The following is a 19,815-nucleotide window of genomic DNA, read 5'->3' on the forward strand; positions in this document are numbered from 1 at the left end:
TCTCTCCGGTTCAGGCGTTCGCTTCGCGCCAGTCGCGGCGCACTTTCTTGGCCAGGCTCCACTTGTGGACCTCGGTCGGGCCGTCATAGATCCGGAAGGCGCGCACCTCGCGGAACACCTGCTCGACAATCGTCTTGTCGGTCACCCCGGTGCCGCCCATCACCTGAACGCAGCGGTCGGCGATCCGCATCAGCGCTTCGGACACGGCTACCTTGGCCATCGAGCTTTCGGTCGTGCCCAGGCTGCCGGTGTCGAGCACGCCCGCGCACCAGTCGATCATCAGTTCGGCCTGTTTGATGTCGATCAGGTTCTCGGCCAGCATGAAGCCGACGCCCTCATGCTCGATCAGCGTCTTGCCAAAGGCCATGCGGCGGCAGGCATAGTCGCTGGCGATCTCGTGCGCGCGGATGCAGCAGCCCAGCCAGCGCATGCAGTGCGACAGGCGGGCGGGGCTCAGGCGCACCTGCGCATATTTGAACCCTTCGCCGGGCTCACCCAGCATCTGGCTGGCGGGTACGCGCAGGTTGTCGATCGTGACCGTGGCGTGGCTGCCGGGCATCGAGCTGTCGATCGTGTTGGGCACGTGATCGATCCGGATTGCCGGATCGGGCAGATCGACCAGGAACATGCAGGCGCCGCCGGCCTCGTCGCGGGCCATGATGATCCCGACGCTCGCCCCATCCGCCCCGGTGATGAAGGTCTTGCGGCCGCTCACCACCCAATGATTGCCATCCTGGCGGCAGGTGGTGAGCATCATCGACGGGTCTGACCCGGCGCCGTTCTCTTCCGACGGTTCGGTCATGAAGAAGGCGCTGCGGGCGCGACCTTCGACCAGCGGCTTCAGGAAATGGTCCTTCTGCTCGGCCGTGGCCTTGTGGCCGAGGAGGTACATGTTGCCCTCGTCCGGCGCCATGGTGTTGCAGGCCAGCGGGCCAAGCGGCGAGAGGCCCGACTTGATCAGCACCAGCGCCGTCTCGCGCTGGGTCAGGTGGCTGCCATCGGGCAGGATGTGCGGGGTGAGGACTCCGGCGGCACGGGCGTGTTCGCGCATTTCATAGACCAGCTCGTCCAGCGGCGCGCCGTGATGATCGCGGCGCGGATCCTGCTCATAGGGCACCACCACTTCGCGCACGAACCGTTCGACCCGGGCGGCGATCTCCACCGCGCGCGGGCTGGGGGCAAGGCTGATCAGGCTGTCGGTCATGTGGCTCTCCCATCCGGAGCAGGCAGTTTTTGGCGGGACCGCGATCACCGCAAGAGTGCTTGGCTGGGGCGGAAGGATTCGAACCTTCGCATGGCGGTACCAAAAACCGCTGCCTTACCGCTTGGCTACGCCCCAGCAGCCGCGCGGCCTTTAGCACGCCGCGCGGGATAGGGAAGGGGGCTATTTGCTCTCTTCAAGCTTGGCGAAATCCGCGGCCGAATGGCGTTCGATCAGGCCGGTGGCGACATTGACCTTCTGCCCGCGCTTTACCGCTGGGCGGGCCAGGATTTCCTCCACCCAGCGGCCGACATTGGTATATTCGTCCAGCGCCAGGAAAGTGGCCGCATCGTTGTAGGCGAAACCGCGATAAAGCAGGCCGAACCAGGCATAGACCGCCATGTCGGCGATCGTGTACTCGTCGCCGGCCAGGAACCGCGCTTCGCTCAGCCGCTTGTCGGCCACGTCGAACAGCCGCTTGGTTTCCATGGCATAGCGATCGATTGCATATTCGATCTTGATCGGCGCATAGGCATAGAAATGGCCGAAGCCGCCGCCGATGAACGGCGCGCTGCCCATCTGCCACATCAGCCACGACAGGCATTCGGCCCGGCCTTTGGCATCGGTGGGGATGAAAGCCCCGAACTTTTCCGCCAGGTGCAGCATCATCGCCCCGCTTTCGAACAGGCGGATCGGCTCCGGCCCGGAACGGTCGAGCAGGGCGGGGATCTTCGAATTGGGGTTGATCGCAACGAAGCCCGATCCGAACTGGTCACCATTGCCGATATTGATCAGCCAGGCATCGTATTCGGCACCGCTGTGGCCGGCTTCCAGCAGCTCCTCGAACAGGATCGTCACCTTCTGCCCGTTGGGCGTGCCGAGCGAATAGAGCTGGAAGGGATGCTCGCCCACCGGCAGTTCCTTCTCATGCGTCGCGCCGGAAATCGGCCGGTTGATGTTGGCGAAACGGCCGCCGTTTTCCTTGTTCCAGGTCCAGACCTTGGGCGGGACATATTCGTTATCGGCCATGGCGCCTTACCTTTCGTTGCACTTCGCAACGCAAGGTGGCGGGCAGGGGACCGGGACGCAAGGGGGCAAGCCGACAGGATTGCTTGCCCAGGGGAAATCCGGCCTATCGCCGGCCGTGGGCCGGGGCGCGGCTTAACCGCCTTCAAGCAGCCGGTGCAGCGCCGCGACATGGGCGGTATAGGCTGAATGGCCCGCCGGAGTGATCGCCAGCCAGGTCCGCTGCCGTCCCAGCACGGCAGCCTTGCGCAGGGTGAGATAGCCCGGCTCGGCCAGCAGCGCGACGTGCTTGGACAGGACCGAATCGCTGACCTTGAGCAGCTCTCTCGCGGCAGCGAACTCCAGTTCGTCGACGCGGCTCAGCACGGCCAGCAGTTGCAGGCGGGCGGGCGGATGGATCAGCGGATCGAACCCGTCAGGCGCGCTCATGCCGGGCGGTCCAGATCCCGGCGATAGACCTGTTCCCACCAGCGGCTGCCGAATGTGCCGACCAGCAGCGCGATCACCCCGCAGACCAGCGGCGCGGAGGGCCAGTCAAACCGGTCGCGCAGGGCCAGGCCGCCGATCAGCAAGCCGATGCCGCTGGCGGCCATCAGATAGGCCACCCGGCGGGTCGGGCCCGACTTGTAGCCATTGACGAAGAAGCCGTCGCGGCGCCGATCGAACCAGATCACCAGCGGGGTGGAGATCAGCACCAGGCCGAGAACCGCGATCATGACATAGGGGCCGAAGGCAGGACTGGCGACCACCGCGCCCAGCTGCAGGCCGACCAATGCGTGGCGGGGCCATGACCAATGGGCTTGCCCGGCCAGTTGCTGCCGCGCCTGATTCGCCGCCTCCAGGGCTGCCCGGGCGGCCTGTTTCAGTTCTTCCGGCTGGCTATCGGGTTGCATCGCGTCTCCTCGCCAAAGGCGATGGCAGTCACTTTCCAAATTGTCAAGTTATGAGTTGACAAGTTGGAAAGTGAAGATCAGTTCGGCAGTATCTAGGCTGAAAAACAAAGGCTTGTCCAATGCTTGCAACTATCTGGCTGGTGGTTCTGGTGGCGATCCTGATCGCCTGGACCTGGCATGATGCACGCCAGTTCGTCGCGTTCCGCCAGCTGGAGGACAGCGCTGCGCGCCGGGAGTGCTACTGGCGCTGGACCTGGCAGAGTTTTGTCATCCTGACCGGCGCCAGCGTGATCACCCTGCTGGTGCTTGGCCGGGCCGGCGACGGTTTCAGCCTGCCGCCGGAGTTCCAGGCCATCGGGGCCGGCCTGCGCAGCGACAAGGTGCAGCAAACGGAGGACGGTCGGCTGGGCTTCGCCATGGGGGTTGGCATCGGCATGGCGATCCTGATCGCGGTTCAGGCCTGGCGGCTGCGCAAGATGATGAAGCCGCTGGCGCCAGAGATCGAACCGCTGTTCCCGCGCAATGGCAAGGAACGGCTGGCCGTGCTGCCGCTGTGCCTCAACGCCGGCTTCAGCGAGGAACTGCTGTTCCGCCTCGCCCTGCCGCTGCTGATCGCACAGGTCAGCGGATCGGTGCTGGTCGGACTGATCGGGGCGACGGTGCTGTTCGGCCTGGCCCATGCCTATCAGGGCTGGGCGGGTGTGGTGATGACCATGCTGGTCGGCGGGGTGTTCATGCTGCTGTTCGTGCGGGGAACATCGCTGGTCGAACTGATGATCCTTCATGCCGCGATTGACGTGGTGGCCCTGATCGTGCGGCCGCAGGTCGCTCGGTGGCTGGCCGGCCTGCGAAAAGGATAGCTTTTGCGGCGCAAACGTGAAGCTTGCTGGCCTAGCCTTTACATTGCAGTGCAGCATGGCTAGGGCGCGCGCCATGCTGATGGCCACCACCAAGCCGATTACCATTAAACCGACTCGCGCAAGCGGGGCGGTTCGTGGTGCGCGCTGGATCAAGGCGTAAACCAAGCGAACCAAAGCCCCGCGGACGATGCGGGGCCTTCCATCAGCAAGCGCCAGGTCCCCGCAGGCTCCCGCAAGTTTCAGGAGATGTGAGGATGGGACAGCGTTTTTCAGAAGGTCAGTTGCTCAATGTCGGCGTGGTTGGGGCGACGGGCCTCGTCGGCTCGATGATGCGCGAACTGCTGGCAGAGCGGAATTTCCCGGTTGGCACCCTGCGCCTGTTCGCTTCGGCCCGTTCGGCCGGCAAGCAGGTCGATTTCAACGGGCAGCCGGTGACGGTCGAGGATGCCGAAACGGCCGACTATGCCGGGCTGGACGTGGTGTTCTTCTCGGCCGGGGGTTCCACCTCGAAGGCGCTGGCGCCCAAGGTTGCGGCGGCGGGCGCGGTGGTGATCGACAACAGCTCGGCCTGGCGTTCTGACCCGGACGTGCCGCTGGTCGTGGCCGAAGTGAACCCGGACGCGCTGGCGAATATTCCCAAGGGCATTGTCGCCAATCCCAATTGCACCACCATGGCCGCCATGCCAGTGCTGAAGCCGCTGCACGATGAAGCCGGCCTCAAGCGGCTGGTCGCCTCGACCTATCAGGCGGTGTCGGGCGCGGGCCTTGCGGGGATCGAGATCCTCAGCCGCCAGCTGGCCCAGGTCGGCGATCGCGCGGCGGAGCTGGCCCGCGATGGCCAGGCCGATTTCCTGCCCGCGGCGGAAAAGTGGACCGCGCCGATCGCCCACAACATCTCGTCGCTCAACTATGTGCTGGGCGAGGACGACTATACCGAGGAAGAGCTCAAGCTGCGCGACGAGAGCCGCAAGATCCTGAACATTCCGGCCCTGCCGGTCTCGGGCACCTGCGTGCGCGTGCCGGTCTTCACCGGCCACGGCCTGTCGATCAATGCCGAATTCGAGCGTCCGATCAGCGCCGCGCGGGCGCTGGAACTGCTCGGCAAGGCGCCCGGCGTGGTGGTGACCGAGGCGCCCAATTCGCTCCAGGCGACCGGCCAGGACCCCGTCTTCGTCGGCCGTGTCCGTCCCGATCGCTCGGTCGAACACGGCCTGGCGCTGTTCGTGGTGGGCGACAACCTGCGCAAGGGCGCCGCGCTCAACGCGGTGCAGATCGCCGAAGTGCTGTGCGGCCGCCCGGTGGGTTGAGGCCTAGCGCACCACGAAGGTGATCTTGCCCGCCATCTTGTGACCATCCCCGCCAGCCGACTGCCACCGCGCCTCATAGGTGCCGGTGCGCAGCGGCTGGCGCAGGTTGAGCGTCAGGGTCTTGTTGCCGTTGGACCAGGCTGGCACGAAGTTCTTGATCGGCATGATGCCGTGGTTGGCGTGGCCGGGCATGGCGGTCATCACCAGTTCGACACCGGTCTTGGCCGGGTTCAGCGTATCGGAAAAGTTCAGCACCACGGTCTTCGGCGCGGCGACGGTCGCCCCTTCGGCCGGGGTCGAACTGGCGACCTTCACGTGGGCCAGGGCCGGGGCCGAGAGGGTCAGCGCGGCGGCGGCGAGCAGGGTGGGGAGGCGAAACGACATGGGGGATACTCCTGTTGAATGTCAGAACCAGAACCGCACGCCCATGACCAGGCTGGTCACGCTGGGGTCCTCGCCCGCGAGGCGGGCATAACGGGCGCTGCCGCCCAGTTTCCAGCCCTGTTCGAGCCCGATGTAGGGGGCGAATTCAGGCACGATCTCATAGCGCAGGCGCAGGCCGGCCTCGATCTTGTCGATCCCGGCACCAACCTTGCGCGCCGCATTGTCCTGCGCGGCCAGGCTCAGCTCGACGCGTGGCTGCAGGATCAGCTTCTGAGTGATCCGCTGGTCCAGTTCGGCCTCGATCCGCGCGGTCAGGTCGCCCCGCTGAGAGAGGAACAGGGCGGCGTCGATCTCGAACATATAGGGCGCGAGGCCCTGAATGCCGATCACCGCATGGGTATCGGTTTCACCGGCGAGGTCCTGCCGGACCCCCACCTGCAAGTCCCAGTAAGGCGCGACCGCCTTTGACCAGAGCGCCTGGACCTCGGCATCCTCGACGCCTTCGCCCAGCGCCGCCTCGCCCTCGCTCTTGAACCAGAACTTGCTGGTCGGCGTGCCGTAGTAGCCCCGCAGGTCCCACAGCAGGCCATCGTGACCGGCGCGGGCCTGGTACTCCAGCCGGTCGGCCTGGATCCAGGTGACGGGCATGTCGCCATGCTCGCGCTTCAGCGCCTCGCGCGCCGGACGCATGGCCTCCGCGCCCCAGATCGCATCGGCCGCGCGCGGCGGGCCCGAACCGGCTTCCTCGGGCGGGGGCAGTTCCATGGTCGGCCCGGGCGAGGGATCGGCCGGTGGTTTCATCTTGTGCCCGGCATGATGGTCATGCCCGGCGTGCGCATCGTGGTTCTGCGCCAGCGCCGGACCGGCAGCGGTGAGGGCAAGGATGGCGAGGGACAGGGCGAGCGTTCTCACTTCGCGCCCTCCGGACCCATCACGGTGACGATCTGCATCATCCCGCCATGCATGTGATAGAGCAGGTGGCAGTGGAACGCCCAGTCGCCCGGCTCGTTGGCGGTCAGATCGAAAGTGGCGCTGGCACCCGGCTGCACGGTCAGCACGTTCTTGCGCGGCTGGTGCGCCGGGGTCTGCCCGTTGACCACTTCGAAGAACATCCCGTGCAGGTGGATCGGGTGAGCCATCATGGTGTTGTTGATCAGCTTGACCCGCACCCGCTCGTTCCAGGCGAAGCGGATCGGCACGTCGGAAACGGCGTTGAACATCCGCCCGTCGAACGACCACATGTAGCGTTCCATGTTGCCGGTGAGGTGCAGTTCCAGCAGGCGGCTCGGCTCGCGCGTATCGGCATTGGGGATGAGGGCGGAGAGGTCGCGATAGGTCAGCACCCGGTGGCCGACATCGTTCAGGCCGATGCCCGGCTCGCCGGTCTTGTCGACGGGCGACATGGAAACCATGTCGATCCCCGGGCCGACCTTCACATCGGGCGGCAGCAGGCTGATGTCGCGCATCGGCATGCCGTCCATGCTGGTGGAGGACTTGCCGCCGCCGCCATGATCGTGCCCGCCATCCCCGTGGTTCATGCCCATGTCGGCCATGGTCAGCAGCGGCGCCTTGCGCAGGGCGGGCACTGCGGGGCGCAGGCCGGCCCGGTCGGACAGCACGGCCAGCGCCATGCCCGACCGGTCCATCGACTCGCAGACGATCGCATGGGCACTGGCTGCCGGTTCGACGATCAGGTCATAGGTTTCGGCCACCGCGATCTGCAGTTCCTCGACCGTCACCGGCTTCACTGCCTGGCCATCGGCGGCCACCACCGTCAGCTCCACGCCGGGGATGCGGACGTTGAAGAAGGTCATGGCCGATCCGTTGATCAGCCGGATCCGCACCCGCTCACCCGGCCGGAACAGGAATTCGGGCGCGGCCTGCATCGGCAGGCCATTGGCGAGGTAGGTATAGGTGGGGGCGGAGACATCGGCGATGTCGGTCGCGGGCATGCGCATCTGCGCCCACATCCGCCGCTCGGCCCCGGTCATGGCGTAATCGTCGGTCCAGGTGGTCTTCTGGCGGTTGAAATAGCCTTCGCCGGTGCGCAGCCGCTCAAAGATCTTGTGCGGGTGCATCGCGGTGAATTCGCTCAGCAGCAGCACGAATTCGCGGTCGGACACAATCAGATCGGGCTCGGCCGGATCCACGATCAGCGGGCCATAGTGGCCGGACTGTTCCTGCAGGCCGGAATGGCTGTGATACCAGTAAGTGCCCGACTGGCGCAGCGGGAACTTGTAGGTGAAGGTTTCGCCCGGCTTGATGCCTGGAAAGCTGACCCCCGGCACGCCATCGAACTGGAACGGCACCAGCAGGCCGTGCCAGTGGATCGAGGTATCCTCGGCCAGGGTGTTGCGCACCCGCAGCGTCACCTCGTTGCCTTCCTTCAGGCGCACCAGCGGGCCAGGGATCGTGCCGTTGACGGCCACGCCAAAGCCGCGCTTGCCGCCCACTTCGTGCATCCCGGCACTGACGGTCAGGTCGATTTCCGTGCCGGTCAGCACGCCCGATCCGGGCGGGAAGCTGAGTCCGCCGGGCTTGCCATGGTGCCCGCCATGCCCACCGCCATGCGCCATTCCGTGGCCTTGCGCCCAGGCCGGCAGGGGCGCTAGCAGCAACCCGGCACTGCCGGTGGTCAGAACTTGGCGACGGGACAGCGGCATGATGAAAGGCAACCCAGGTTGACGGTTCGTGCCGCCGTCATATATATACCCCCCTAGGGTATTTCAAGAGGGTCGGGATGGGTAAGCAGAACGCAGCGATCGTCAATCGCCTGAAACGGATCGAAGGCCAGGTGCGCGGGGTGGCGCAGATGGTCGAGGAAGGCCGGTACTGCATCGACGTGCTGAACCAGGTCCAGGCGATCAAGTCCGCCCTGGCCCGTGCCGAGAGCGAGATCCTCAAGGACCACGCCGCCTGCTGCGTATCGGAAGCGATCGCCTCGGGCGACGCCGAGGCCCAGCGCGCCAAGTTCGGCGAACTGATCGACCTGATCGAGAAGGTGAAGCGCTAGGGGAGAGTGGGCCGGCTCTATCTTCCCCGTCATCCCGGGCCTGACCCGGGATCCCGCTGTTCTTCGTCAGCCTCGCGTTAGAAGCGGGACCCCGGATCAAGTCCGGGGTGACGAAGAACGAAGACTGGCCTTGGTTAGAGCTTCAGCACCCAGCCGTGCGGATCCGGCGCTTCGCCGCGTTGGATCGCCACCAGCCGCGCGCGCAGCTTCTGGGTGATCTGGCCGGGACCGCCGCTGCCGATGGTGAATTCGCCATCGCGCCCGGCAACCTTGCCCACCGGCGTCACCACGGCGGCGGTCCCGCAGGCAAAGGTTTCCAGCAGCGCGCCAGAGGCGGCATCGGCGCGCCACTGATCGAGGCTGTAGGGTTCTTCGGAAACGTTCAACCCTTCCTCGGCCGCCAGCTGCAACAGGCTGTCGCGCGTCACGCCGGGCAGGATCGTGCCGGTCAGCGGCGGGGTGACCAGCCGGCCATCGGCCATGGCGAAGAACAGGTTCATGCCGCCCAGTTCCTCGACCCACTTGTGCTCGGCCGCATCGAGGAACAGCACCTGGTCATGTCCCTGGGCAAAGGCCTCGGCGGTCGGCACCAGGCTGGCGGCGTAATTGCCGCCGCACTTGGCTGCCCCGGTGCCACCGGGGGCGGCGCGGGTATAGTCCGAAACCCAGATCGACACGGCCGGGGCGCCCGACTTGAAATAGTTGCCCGCCGGGCTGGCGATGACGATGAACTTGTATTCCTTGGCCGGGCGCACGCCCAGGAAGGCCTCGGTCGCGATCATGAAGGGGCGCAGGTAGAGCGATCCGCCTTCGACGCCGGGGAACCAGTTGGCATCAACCTTCACCAGCTGGCGAATAGCCTCGATGAACAGGTCCTCGGGCAGTTCCGGCATGGCCAGCCGCTTGGCCGAAGCGTTGAAACGACGGGCGTTCGCCTCGGGCCGGAACAGCGCCATGGTGCCATCGGCCAGGCGATAGGCCTTCAGACCTTCGAAAATTTCCTGGGCATAGTGCAGCACGGCCGCCGCCGGATCGAGCGCGATCGGCTGGCGGGGCCCAAGCGTCGCCGAATGCCAGCCCTGGCCCTCGGTCCATTCGATCGTCACCATGTGATCGGAAAAGATCTTGCCGAAGCCCGGGTCCGCAATCAGCCCGGCGCGTACCGCTTCCGCCGTCGGGGCGGGGTGGGGCACATGGGTGAAGGGCAGGGCGGCAGACATGACGAGACGGATCCTTTCGGTTTGGATTCGGGGCCTTTGAATGAAAATTACGTCACGGGCAAGATTAATGTAATTATCGTTCGAAGGGCTCGATCTCCTTTCGGCTTAGGCGGATTTCCTGTTCGGGCCAAGGGGATGCCCGTGTATTGACGCAGGCCTCGGGGGCGTTCGAGACAAGAGACGGATTGGAAAATGACCGTGCCGAGATGGCTCCCCACGCTGACCCTGGCGCTCTTGGCCGCGCCGCTTGCCGCCGCTTCGAAAGCCGCTGCCGCGAAACCTGCTGTGGCCGGTGCGCCCGTCGCGCAGCCGCTGACCTGTTCGCTGCCGGTCAGTCAGCGTGATAGCGCCGCCAGCCTGAAACGGCGGTTTGGCCGGGCGGCGGTTGTCACCAGCATTGCCGGACCGGAAGGCACCACGGTCAAGGCCGTCGTGCTCTGGGCGCGCGATCCGCGCCGCCGGCTGGAAGTGACCTTCTGGGACGAGCAGATGACCAAGCCAGCCGGCGTCCTGCTGGGCGATGGTGCGCGTCACTGGAGCGTGGGCGGCATCCGGCTGGGTGACAGCCTGGCCAGGGTCGAGGCGATCAACGGCAAGCCGTTCCAGCTTGGCGGGTTCGAATGGGATTATGGTGGCTATCTGCAGGATGCGCGCGGCGGCAAGCTGGGCGTGCTGCCGGGCGGGTGCCGGGTGTCGGTGCGCTTTGGCCTGTCGGGCAAGGGCGCGGTCGAGAACGGGATCCTGGGGGACGTTACCCTGCAATCGTCCGAGGCGAAGGTGCGCGCGGCATTGCCCGTCGTGACCGATCTGGCGATTGGCTGGTCCAGCCCCGAATAGCGCCATTGCGGGTGCCGGAAATGAGAAGGGCCGCACGGCGTAACTGGGTGGGGCGGGCAGGGCGAAGCGAAGAAATGAGAAGGGCCACACGGCGTAACCGGGTGGCCCTTCGCATGGTCAGCGGCCGGAAGCGCCGCTCACGAAACCTCTATCGCTTGGGTCAGACTCAGCGATAATGCTCCGTTGTGCGGGTTACCGACCTCCCTGCTGAACCATGAGACATCGGTCACCTCCTTTCGCGCTGTTGAGCCATGGACTTCCGATCAGGGAAGCCGGGGCCATCGGCGAGCCCGATGGGCCTTGGGATGGAATGTGAATCATTCCGCGCTGCACAACAAGTCTTGCGTTTGTTTTTTTTTGCGTCAGAATCCGTGACTTCGCGCTTAATCCACAGCCGCGCAGAATGCCGTGCGGATCAGCGGCAATCCTCGATCACCCGCGCCACTTCGGGCCAGGCCGGCAGGTAGCTGGGGCTGAGGCCCGTCACCTCGATCGCGAAGCGGCCGCGCGAAAAGGCCAGGGCATCAAGCGAACGATCGCGCGCCGGGATCAGCACCGCCACCTGCTTGGCAGTGCCGGCGGCGGGATCGCTGAGCAGCGGAAAGGTGCCGGAGGTCGTCACCAGCACCAGCGGCACTGGCATCGTGGCCTCACCGGCATGGGCCAGCCGCACGACGCCGCGATCGCGCAGGCAGGTCAGCTCGACCAGCGGGGTCAGCCCGGGCTGGGCAAATCGCGCGGTCGATTGGCCATCCACCATGCTCCAGCGCCAGGTGCCGGGCGTGATCGGGGCCTCGCGCCAGTCCCCCGCCGGGCGCGGTGGCGGCGGCGGAGCGGGGCTGGGCGCGGGAGCGGGTTCGGGGCTCGCCACCGGGGCCGGAGCCGGAGGCGGCGTGCGGGCCGCGCAACCGGCCAGCAGCAGCGCCGCGACCGCGCCTGACAGCAGGGAATTTGCCTTCATCGCTTCCCTATGGAATGAGGCGGGCCAGCCGACAAGCCCCGCACCATATGACCCAGCCCCGATCCGCCAAGCCGCCCAAGATGCGCGTTGACCAGTTGCTGGTCGAGCGCGGCCTTGCGGAAAGCCGCGCCCGGGCCCAGGCGCTGGTGCTGGCGGGGCTGGTGTTCAGCGGCGAAACCAAGCTCGCCAAGCCCGGTCACGCGCTCCCCGTCGATGCCCCGCTGGATGTGCGTGGACGCGATCACCCGTGGGTTTCGCGCGGCGGGATCAAGTTGGCCTATGCGATCGATCACTTCGGGCTCGACCCAGCGGGCGTGACCGCGATGGACATCGGCAGTTCGACCGGCGGGTTCACCGATGTCCTGCTGCAAAAGGGCGCGGCCCACGTTTTCGCAGTCGATTCCGGCACCAACCAGCTGGCCTGGCGGCTGCGCCAGGATCCGCGCGTGACCGTGCAGGAACAGACCAGCGCCCGCGTACTGACACCCGCGCAGATCGACCGGCCATGCACCTGGGTGGTTTGCGATGCCAGTTTCATTTCGCTGCGCAAGGTCCTGGAAGTGCCGCTTAATCTCGCCGCACCCGATTGCCGGCTGGTGGCCCTGATCAAGCCGCAGTTCGAGGTTGGCCGGGGCGAAGTGGGCAAGGGCGGGGTGGTGCGCGATCCCGCGCTGCATGCCCGCGTCTGCACCGAGGTGCGCGACTGGCTGGAGAGCAGCGGCTGGACCGTGCAGGGGATCGTTGAGAGCCCGATCACCGGGCCCGAGGGCAATATCGAATTCCTGATCGCGGCCCATCGCGGGACACCCCACTCCGGGTGCCACTCCGGGTGATTGCCTAGCGGGCGGGCTGCGGCCATACCTCGCCGGGCATTTTCCTGTTCGAATCGGAACCTTCTGATGATGGCACTTGCTTCGCCCGCCCAGCTCCGCGCCAGCTTCATCCGCTGGTCGCTGTTCCTGGTGCCCGGAATTGTCCTGCTGGGCGCGCTCAGCGGGACGGTGGGGGGCGGGGCCAACACGCCGTGGTTCGCCTCGCTGGTCAAGCCGTCGCTTTATCCGCCGCCAGCGACCTTCGGGATCGTCTGGACGATCCTTTACGTCATGATGGCCTTTGCCCTGGTCATGGTGGTGACCGCGCGGGGCGCGCCGGGGCGGCGCCTGGCGATCATCGCCTTCTGCCTGCAACTGGCGCTGAACCTGGCCTGGACGCCGCTGTTTTTCGCCGCACACCAGATCACTGCGGCGCTGATCCTGCTGCTGGCGATCGACTTTGCCGTGCTGGTCACACTGGTGCTGTTCTGGCGGGTGCGGCCGCTGGCCGGGGCCCTGCTGGTGCCGTACCTGGCCTGGGTGCTGTTCGCGGCGGTGCTGAACTGGCAGTTCCTTGAAGCCAATCCCGATGCCGATGGGCGCGAGGTTTCAGGGGCGGTCACCTCGGTGTCGTTCGAATAGGCCTTGAACGCTGCGCCGGGCGAGGCCATCTAGCCACCATGCAAAGCGAGAACCCCCTGTTCGCCGATCTGGCCAAGCTGCTGGGCAGCGCCGCCGGTACCGTTGCCGGCATGAGCCGCGAAGCCCGCGAAAGCGCGCGCGAGCGCTTCCGCGAGGCGATGGGCGGGCTCGATTTCGTCAGCCGCGAAGAGTTCGACGCGGTGAAAGATATGGCTGCCAAGGCACGGGAAGAAAACGAGAAGCTGGCCGAACGGCTCGCTGCACTCGAAGCCGCGCTCGCCGCCAAGGCGAAAAAGTAGGCCCCGCTACCTTAACCTCCTTTCCCAAGCTGGTTGCGGGCGGCTAGACCACCGCCATGCACCTGCGTTCCCCCGCAATTGTCTGCGCCGCCCGTTCGCATGGCGAAACGGGAGTGATCCTGCGCGTGCTGACCGAAGAGCATGGCCTGGTCGCGGCCTATGTTGCGGGTGGGCGGGGGCGCAGCCTGCGCCCGGTGCTGATGCCGGGCAATCTGGTGGAGGCCGAACTGCGCGCCCGGCCGGGCAGCCAGCTGCCCTCTGCGCGGGTCGAACTGGTGGCCAGCCGCGGCCCCTGGCTGGGCGAGCCGCTGCCCGCCGCCGCGATCGGCTGGGCGACCACGCTGGCTGCCGCCGCCCTGCCGGAACGCCAGCCGTTCCCGGCGCTGTACCAGGCGCTGTCTGCACTGCTCGATGCGGTTTGCCATGCCCCCTCGGCGCGGGGCTGGCTGCCGGGGATGACCGCCTTCGAGGCGCTGCTGCTGCGCGAACTGGGCTATGGCGAGGTGCCGCGCGGCGGCGATGGCGACTGGGCGGCGCAGCTGGCTGCCTTCGATGTACTGGGGCCGCTGGTGGCGCGCTATCCGCTTGCCGATCGGCGCGGCGATGTTATGGCGGCCCGCGCCATGCTGCGCGAGCGGCTGGGTCGGATTGCCTGAGGTTGGGGACCCCATGAAGATTGCAGTTTTCGCCGGTGACGGGATCGGACCGGAAGTGACGCGCGAAGCCGTGCGGGTGCTTGAGGCGCTGGGCCTGCCGGGCCTCGAGCTGGACGAGGCCGATGTCGGCGGGGTGGCCTACAAGCGCCACGGCCATCCGCTGCCGCCCGAAACGCTGGCTGTTGCCCGCGCCAGCGATGCGATCCTGTTCGGCGCGGTGGGCGATCCCGATTGCGACAACCTGGAACGCCACCTGCGGCCCGAGCAGGCGATCCTGGGCCTGCGCAAGGAACTGGGCCTGTTTGCCAACCTGCGCCCGGCCAAGGTCTTTGCGGGGCTTGAGGATTTCTCCGCCCTGCGCCCGGAAGTGGCCGGAGCGATCGACCTGCTGCTGGTGCGCGAGCTCAACGGCGATGTCTATTTCGGCGAGAAGGGCATCCGCACCCTGCCTGATGGCCGCCGCCAGGGCTGGGACATGATGTCCTATGCCGAGGACGAGGTTCGCCGGATCGCTCACGTCGCCTTCCGCGCCGCCATGACGCGCGGGAACCGGCTCTGCTCGGTCGACAAGGCCAATGTCCTTGAAACCTCGCAGGTCTGGCGCGACGTGATGATCGAGGTGGCGCGCGAATACCCCTCGGTCGAACTCACCCACATGTATGTCGACAATGCCGCGATGCAGCTGGTCCGCAATCCGGGCCAGTTCGATGTCGTCGTCACCGGCAACCTGTTCGGCGATATCCTCTCGGACCAGGCCAGCATGTGCGTCGGTTCGATCGGCCTGCTCGCCTCGGCCAGCCTGGGCGAGGGCAGCTTCGGCCTTTACGAGCCGATCCACGGCTCTGCTCCCGACATCGCCGGCAAGGGGCTGGCCAACCCGATGGCCACGATCCTGTCCGCCGCCATGCTGCTGCGCCACTCGCTGGGGCTGGAAGCCGAGGCTGCGCGGATCGAGGCGGCGGTGGCCAAGGCGCTTGCCGATGGCATTCGCGGCGGCGACCTCGGCGGCAGCCACGGCACGGCGGCGATTGGCGACGCGGTGCTGGAGCGGCTCTGACATGACCCTGCAACCCAGCCCCCTTCAACTGGGCGTCGTCCTGCCGACCTACAATGAGCGCAAGAACCTGCGCACCATGATCGAACGGCTCGATGCCGCGCTGGCCGGGATCGGCTGGGAAGTCATCGTGGTCGATGACAACAGCCCCGACGGCACGTCGGACGAGGCGCGGTCCATTGCCCAGACCGATCCGCGCGTGCGGGTGATCCAGCGGATCGGGCGGCGCGGGCTGTCCTCCGCCGCGATCGAGGGGATGTGCGCCACGGCCGCGCCGGTGGTGGCGGTGATGGACGCCGACCACCAGCACGATCCCGCGCTGCTGCCGCAGATGCTCGCCGCGATCGAGGGCGGGGACTATGACCTGGCCTATGGCAGCCGCTTTGCCGAAGGGGCCAGCACCGAGGAATGGGGGCGCCCCGACCGGGTCAAGGCCTCCAACATTGCCAATCGCATCGCCAATTCGGTGACGGGGGTCGAGCTGACCGACCCGATGAGCGGCTATTTCATGCTGCGCACCGCGACGCTCAGGGCCAATGCCCACAAGCTGTCGGGCGTGGGCTTCAAGATCCTGCTCGATATCCTGGCCACGGTGGAAACGCCGCTGCGGATCAAGGAGCTGCCGATGAACTTCGCCGCGCGGGCGGAAGGCGAAAGCAAGCTGGACCGCACCGTGGTGTTCGAATTCCTGATCGGGCTTTACGACAAGTGGCTCGGCCGGTTCATCCCGACGCGCTTTGCCCTGTTCGGCACGGTCGGTGCGCTGGGGGTCTTCGTCCAGCTCGCCGCGCTGTGGGTGATGCTGCACCTCGTCTTCGGGGAGCGGTTCGTTTACGGCAACTGGGACGAGAGCACGACTTTCAACGTCGCCAACTCGGTCGCCGCGATCGTGGCGATGACCTTCAACTTCGTGCTCAACAACGAGCTGACCTATGCCGACAAGCGGCTGCGCGGCTTCGGCCCGCTGCTGCGCGGCTGGGCGCAGTTCGCGCTGACCTGTTCGCTGGGCCTGCTGACCAATGTCGGCTCGGCCGCCGTGCTCAAGGAAATGGGCTTCCACGACGTGATCGCCGTGATCGTCGGCATCATCCTGGGGTCGGTGTGGAACTTCGCGCTGTCGAGCAAGTTCGTCTGGGGCAAATACTAGGCCGCTTATCAGGTTGCGGCCTCAGCGCCAGCTTCTGAGCCACATCCAGTATTCGAAACTTGGCCGGCCGCAGCATAGCGGCCCGGCCGAGAGGATCGGGTAGAAGTGGATGAACACGGCCAGGCTGGCCAGCAGTGTGGCCGGGGCGAGCCAGCGCCAGCGATCCCTGCGGCGCCACAAGGCGTCGAGCGCCAGCGCCAGGCAGACCATCAGGAAGGCGGCGGGCAGCAGGTAGTGGTAATAGAACTGCACCGGCTTGCCCGACAGCGCCCAGAACAGCAGCGACAAGGCATAGAACCCGGCAAAGACCAGCGCATCGCTGCGCCCATGCCGGAACCCGGCCCACAGGCACCAGCCCAGCGCCGCAAGGCCCGCCAGCATGGTGAAGGGATTGCCGATCAGCAGGATGCCGCGATAGGCCCCGTCGACATCCTGGTACAGGAACCAGATCGCGCGCCAGTTGCCGATCCATTCGTACCAGACCGAGCGATAGGGATGGGGCCGGGTCACGCTGTCCTGCAATTGCAGCATGTAGGCGTGCCAGCCCAGCGGATCGAACGGGTCGATCGGGTTCTTCGCCCAGAAGAAGCCCTGCCAGTAGGTCAGCCAATAGACTGCCAGCGGCACCAGGCCGAGCCACAGTCCGGCCTCGGCCAGGGTAATCCCCGGCACGGCCCCGCCGGTCCGGCGATAGAGCCCGCGCCAGCCATGATCGCGCAGCTTGCAGACCAGGAAGACCAGCCCCGGCACCAGCAGCAGCGGCGCGATCGACCACTTGGCCCCCAGTGCCAGCCCCATGGCCACGCCTGCCAGCGCCAGCCGCCAGCGGCCCTGGTGGGGCAGCCGCACCGCGCTGGCCGCCAGCCACAGGGCGATCATGCCGAACAGCACCATGATCATGTCGAGCATGGCGATCCGGCTGATCACGAACCACAGGAAGTTGGAGGCGACCAGGAACATCGCTGCCAGCGTGACCAGCCGCTTTCCGGTGACGAACCAGACCAGCCGCCCCAGCGCGAACAGCCCGATCGCCCCGGCCAGCGCCGATGGGACGCGCCAGTACAGCGGCTCATCCCCCAGCCAGCGGATCGCGGCGGCCAGGATCGATTTGGCCAGCAATGGGTGTTCGGGGTTGAAGCGCGTGCCCTCGTTATAGTGCCGCGCGGCGGTGACGTAGTGCACCTCGTCGAAATAGATCTGGCTGGGAATGCCCAGCCGCCACCACAGCAGCGCCAGGAACAGGATCGCGATGGTGGCGCACCAGTCGGCCGGGTCCTGTTCGGTCGTGAAGCGCGGCGCGGCGGGCATGGAGCGCCGATTACCGGGGCGCGGCGGGTGTGGCAATGCTGTTGCTGGGCTCTTGCAGGCGCGCCGCCTGCCGCTTAGAGCCGCGCAATCATGAAGCGCACCACCGGAACCGACCGTTCGATCACCGCCAAGTGGCGGCCTGCCACCCGCGCCGTGCGCGGCGGCACCTGGCGCAGCGAGCAGGGGGAGACGAGCGAAGCGCTGTTCCTCACCTCGGGCTTTTCCTACGACAACGCCGAAACCGCCGCCGCGCGGTTCCGGGGCGAAGATCCGGGGATGACCTATTCGCGGCTCCAGAACCCGACCGTGGCCATGCTGGAAGAACGCATCGCCCTGATGGACGGGGCCGAGGCCTGCCGGGTCCAGGCATCGGGCATGGCGGCGATGACCGCCGCGCTGCTGTGCCAGCTCAGCCACGGCGATCACGTGGTGGCCGGGCGCGCCGCCTTTGGTTCGTGCCGCTGGCTGGTCGATCAGCTGTTCCCGCGGTTCGGAATCCAGTCGACCACCATCGACGCGCGCGACAATGCCCAGTGGGAAGCCGCGATCCGGCCCAATACCAAGGTGTTCTTCTTCGAGACCCCGGCCAACCCGACGATGGACATCGTCGATCTGGAATTCGTCTGCGCCCTGGCCCGCCGCCACGGGATCGTCACCGTGGTCGACAATGCCTTTGCCACGCCGGCCTTGCAGCGGCCGATCGAATGGGGCGCCGATGTGGTGGCCTATTCGGCCACCAAGCTGATGGACGGGCAGGGCCGCGTGCTGGCCGGGGCGGTTTCGGGCAGCGCCGAATTCATCAACAACGCGCTGCTGCCGTTCCAGCGCAATACGGGGCCAAACCTCGCGCCGTTCAACGCCTGGGTGGTGCTGAAGGGGCTTGAGACGCTGGACCTCAGGGTGCGGCGGCAGAGCGAGAATGCGGTGAAGGTCGGCGCGTTCCTCGAAAAGCGGGTGCGGCGGATCAACCATCCGGGCCTGCCCAGCCATCCCCAGTACGAACTGGCAGTGAAGCAGATGGATGCCTGCGGCTCGATCTTCTCGTTCGAGGTCGAGGATCGTGCCCAGGCCCACGGCCTGCTGAATGCGCTGCAGCTGATCGACATCTCCAACAACATCGGCGATTCCCGCTCGCTGATGTGTCACAATGCCTCGACCACCCATTACTCGGTCAGCGCCGAGGCGCGCGAGGAAATGGGCGTGAGCGAGGGGATGCTGCGGCTCAACGTCGGCCTCGAAGATCCCGATGACCTGATCGAGGACCTAGACCAGGCGCTGAAGGCTGTCGGGCTCTAGCGCTTGAGCACCACCGCGCTGCTGCTGGTGGTGCTAGCGGCGGTCTGCCATGCCACCTGGAACCTGGCCGCCAAGCGCGCCGCCCATGCCGGCGGGGTCTTCCTGTTCTGGACCACGCTGCTTTCCTCGCTGGTCTTCGCGCCCTGGGCGCTGTGGATCGTGCTGCAGGACGGCTTTGTCTGGAGCTGGATCTTGGCTGCAGCGATGGTGGCCAGCGGGTTCCTCCACCTGGCCTACAGCCACGCGCTCCAGGCCGGCTATCGCAAGGCCGACCTCTCGGTGGTCTATCCGATCGCGCGCGGGACCGGACCCTTGCTGTCCTCGCTGGGGGCATTTGTCCTGCTGGCGGAAGTGCCGGGGCCGCTGCGGCTGCTCGGCCTCGCCGGGGTGGTCGGCGGGATCCTGCTGATCGCCACCGATGGCCGTCTGGCGACCTTCACCCGGCCGGGAGCCATGGCAGGTTTGCGCTGGGGGCTGCTGACCGGCAGCCTGATCGCGACTTACACCCTGGTCGATGGCGCGGCGGTAAAGCTGCTGCTGCTTTCGCCCGTGCTGCTGGACTGGGGGGCGAACGTGGTCCGCACGCTGCTGCTCACCCCTCATGTCCTGCGCGACCGGCAGGGCAGCATTGCCGTCATGCAGGGCCACTGGGTCAGTGCCTGGACAGTCGCGGTACTGGCCCCCTTCGGATATATCCTGGTGCTCTGGGCTATGCAGCAGGGCGCCCCGCTCAGCGTCGTGGCGCCGATGCGCGAGATGTCGATGATGCTGGTCGCGCTGCTGGGCATGGTGCTGCTGCGCGAACCGGTGGGCCGGGCGCGGCTGGCGGGCTGCGCGCTGATGGTGGCGGGGGTTATACTGCTGGCGCAGTCATGACCTTGTCGCCTCGCCGGTCAATC

At 66.9% G+C, this 19,815-nt stretch carries 22 protein-coding genes and 1 tRNA gene; 12 read left to right on the forward strand and 11 right to left on the reverse strand.

Going from position 1 to position 19,815, the window contains the following annotated elements:
* Positions 1-10: 10 nt before the first annotated feature.
* The 5 genes from O9281_RS00920 to O9281_RS00940 all read right to left on the reverse strand — a co-directional run bounded on the left by O9281_RS00920 (position 11) and on the right by O9281_RS00940 (position 3,120).
* Complete coding sequence (locus O9281_RS00920; protein ID WP_298181833.1) at positions 11-1,204, reverse strand: acyl-CoA dehydrogenase; 1,194 nt, start codon at positions 1,202-1,204, stop codon at positions 11-13.
* A gap of 60 nt (positions 1,205-1,264) precedes the next feature.
* Positions 1,265-1,339 (reverse strand) — tRNA-Gln (locus tag O9281_RS00925).
* Positions 1,340-1,384: 45 nt separating this feature from the next.
* The gene (yghU, locus tag O9281_RS00930) at positions 1,385-2,230 is read right to left on the reverse strand and encodes a glutathione-dependent disulfide-bond oxidoreductase (RefSeq protein WP_298181835.1); all 846 of its coding nucleotides are present in this window, start codon (positions 2,228-2,230) and stop codon (positions 1,385-1,387) included.
* A 132-nt stretch (positions 2,231-2,362) separates the two neighbouring features.
* Complete coding sequence (locus O9281_RS00935) at positions 2,363-2,656, reverse strand: transcriptional regulator (RefSeq protein ID WP_298181837.1); 294 nt, start codon at positions 2,654-2,656, stop codon at positions 2,363-2,365.
* A complete protein-coding gene (locus O9281_RS00940) occupies positions 2,653-3,120 on the reverse strand; it encodes a hypothetical protein (RefSeq protein ID WP_298181839.1) in 468 nt (155 codons plus the stop codon). The genes O9281_RS00935 and O9281_RS00940 overlap by 4 nt, the downstream gene beginning before the upstream one ends.
* A gap of 119 nt (positions 3,121-3,239) precedes the next feature.
* Between O9281_RS00940 and O9281_RS00945 the strand changes: the two genes are divergently transcribed.
* Both O9281_RS00945 and O9281_RS00950 read left to right on the forward strand, forming a co-directional pair.
* Positions 3,240-3,980: a CPBP family intramembrane glutamic endopeptidase gene (locus O9281_RS00945; RefSeq protein ID WP_298181842.1), complete on the forward strand. Its 741-nt coding sequence runs from the start codon at positions 3,240-3,242 to the stop codon at positions 3,978-3,980.
* A 254-nt stretch (positions 3,981-4,234) separates the two neighbouring features.
* The gene (locus tag O9281_RS00950) at positions 4,235-5,287 is read left to right on the forward strand and encodes an aspartate-semialdehyde dehydrogenase (protein ID WP_298181844.1); all 1,053 of its coding nucleotides are present in this window, start codon (positions 4,235-4,237) and stop codon (positions 5,285-5,287) included.
* Positions 5,288-5,290: 3 nt separating this feature from the next.
* On the opposite strand, the gene O9281_RS00955 is transcribed toward O9281_RS00950, so the two are convergent.
* The 3 genes from O9281_RS00955 to O9281_RS00965 are packed head-to-tail and all read right to left on the reverse strand — an operon-like array spanning position 5,291 to position 8,334.
* Positions 5,291-5,671: a copper resistance protein CopC gene (locus tag O9281_RS00955; RefSeq protein WP_298181846.1), complete on the reverse strand. Its 381-nt coding sequence runs from the start codon at positions 5,669-5,671 to the stop codon at positions 5,291-5,293.
* A 21-nt stretch (positions 5,672-5,692) separates the two neighbouring features.
* Positions 5,693-6,583, reverse strand: coding sequence for a copper resistance protein B (locus O9281_RS00960; protein ID WP_298181848.1), 891 nt, complete (start codon positions 6,581-6,583; stop codon positions 5,693-5,695).
* Complete coding sequence (locus tag O9281_RS00965) at positions 6,580-8,334, reverse strand: copper resistance system multicopper oxidase (RefSeq protein WP_298181850.1); 1,755 nt, start codon at positions 8,332-8,334, stop codon at positions 6,580-6,582. The genes O9281_RS00960 and O9281_RS00965 overlap by 4 nt, the downstream gene beginning before the upstream one ends.
* A 77-nt stretch (positions 8,335-8,411) precedes the next feature.
* Between O9281_RS00965 and O9281_RS00970 the strand changes: the two genes are divergently transcribed.
* Complete coding sequence (locus O9281_RS00970) at positions 8,412-8,684, forward strand: metal-sensitive transcriptional regulator (protein ID WP_298181852.1); 273 nt, start codon at positions 8,412-8,414, stop codon at positions 8,682-8,684.
* 134 nt (positions 8,685-8,818) lie between these two features.
* Here the strand turns inward: O9281_RS00970 and O9281_RS00975 are convergent, their stop codons facing one another.
* Positions 8,819-9,904 carry a branched-chain amino acid aminotransferase gene (locus O9281_RS00975; protein WP_298181853.1) on the reverse strand — a complete coding sequence of 362 codons (1,086 nt, stop codon included), beginning with the start codon at positions 9,902-9,904 and terminating at the stop codon, positions 8,819-8,821.
* Between the two features lie 192 nt (positions 9,905-10,096).
* On the opposite strand from O9281_RS00975, the gene O9281_RS00980 reads away from it, so the two are divergent.
* On the forward strand, positions 10,097-10,741 hold the full coding sequence (locus tag O9281_RS00980; protein ID WP_298181855.1) for a hypothetical protein: 645 nt from the start codon (positions 10,097-10,099) through the stop codon (positions 10,739-10,741).
* 415 nt (positions 10,742-11,156) lie between these two features.
* Here O9281_RS00980 and O9281_RS00985 read toward each other — a convergent pair whose 3' ends face one another.
* Positions 11,157-11,702 carry a hypothetical protein gene (locus tag O9281_RS00985; RefSeq protein WP_298181857.1) on the reverse strand — a complete coding sequence of 182 codons (546 nt, stop codon included), beginning with the start codon at positions 11,700-11,702 and terminating at the stop codon, positions 11,157-11,159.
* A 47-nt stretch (positions 11,703-11,749) separates the two neighbouring features.
* On the opposite strand from O9281_RS00985, the gene O9281_RS00990 reads away from it, so the two are divergent.
* From O9281_RS00990 to O9281_RS01015, 6 genes are all read left to right on the forward strand, one after another.
* Positions 11,750-12,535 carry a TlyA family RNA methyltransferase gene (locus tag O9281_RS00990; protein WP_298181859.1) on the forward strand — a complete coding sequence of 262 codons (786 nt, stop codon included), beginning with the start codon at positions 11,750-11,752 and terminating at the stop codon, positions 12,533-12,535.
* A gap of 66 nt (positions 12,536-12,601) precedes the next feature.
* A complete protein-coding gene (locus O9281_RS00995; RefSeq protein WP_298181861.1) occupies positions 12,602-13,156 on the forward strand; it encodes a TspO/MBR family protein in 555 nt (184 codons plus the stop codon).
* 38 nt (positions 13,157-13,194) lie between these two features.
* On the forward strand, positions 13,195-13,455 hold the full coding sequence (locus O9281_RS01000) for an accessory factor UbiK family protein (protein ID WP_298181863.1): 261 nt from the start codon (positions 13,195-13,197) through the stop codon (positions 13,453-13,455).
* Between the two features lie 56 nt (positions 13,456-13,511).
* Positions 13,512-14,111 (forward strand): recombination protein O N-terminal domain-containing protein, encoded by a 600-nt coding sequence (locus O9281_RS01005; RefSeq protein ID WP_298181865.1) that lies wholly within the window; start codon positions 13,512-13,514, stop codon positions 14,109-14,111.
* Between the two features lie 13 nt (positions 14,112-14,124).
* A complete protein-coding gene (gene leuB / locus O9281_RS01010; protein ID WP_298181866.1) occupies positions 14,125-15,168 on the forward strand; it encodes a 3-isopropylmalate dehydrogenase in 1,044 nt (347 codons plus the stop codon).
* A gap of 1 nt (position 15,169) precedes the next feature.
* Positions 15,170-16,312: a glycosyltransferase family 2 protein gene (locus O9281_RS01015; RefSeq protein WP_298181867.1), complete on the forward strand. Its 1,143-nt coding sequence runs from the start codon at positions 15,170-15,172 to the stop codon at positions 16,310-16,312.
* Between the two features lie 21 nt (positions 16,313-16,333).
* Here O9281_RS01015 and O9281_RS01020 read toward each other — a convergent pair whose 3' ends face one another.
* The gene (locus tag O9281_RS01020; RefSeq protein ID WP_298181869.1) at positions 16,334-17,620 is read right to left on the reverse strand and encodes a phospholipid carrier-dependent glycosyltransferase; all 1,287 of its coding nucleotides are present in this window, start codon (positions 17,618-17,620) and stop codon (positions 16,334-16,336) included.
* A 90-nt stretch (positions 17,621-17,710) separates the two neighbouring features.
* On the opposite strand from O9281_RS01020, the gene O9281_RS01025 reads away from it, so the two are divergent.
* Entirely contained in the window at positions 17,711-18,916 is a 1,206-nt protein-coding gene (locus O9281_RS01025) for an aminotransferase class I/II-fold pyridoxal phosphate-dependent enzyme (protein ID WP_298181871.1), read from the forward strand.
* A gap of 3 nt (positions 18,917-18,919) precedes the next feature.
* The gene (locus O9281_RS01030) at positions 18,920-19,792 is read left to right on the forward strand and encodes a DMT family transporter (protein ID WP_298181873.1); all 873 of its coding nucleotides are present in this window, start codon (positions 18,920-18,922) and stop codon (positions 19,790-19,792) included.
* Positions 19,793-19,815: the final 23 nt, after the last annotated feature.

Origin of the sequence: Novosphingobium sp., assembly GCF_027531025.1 — a bacterium.
GTDB lineage: Bacteria > Pseudomonadota > Alphaproteobacteria > Sphingomonadales > Sphingomonadaceae > Novosphingobium.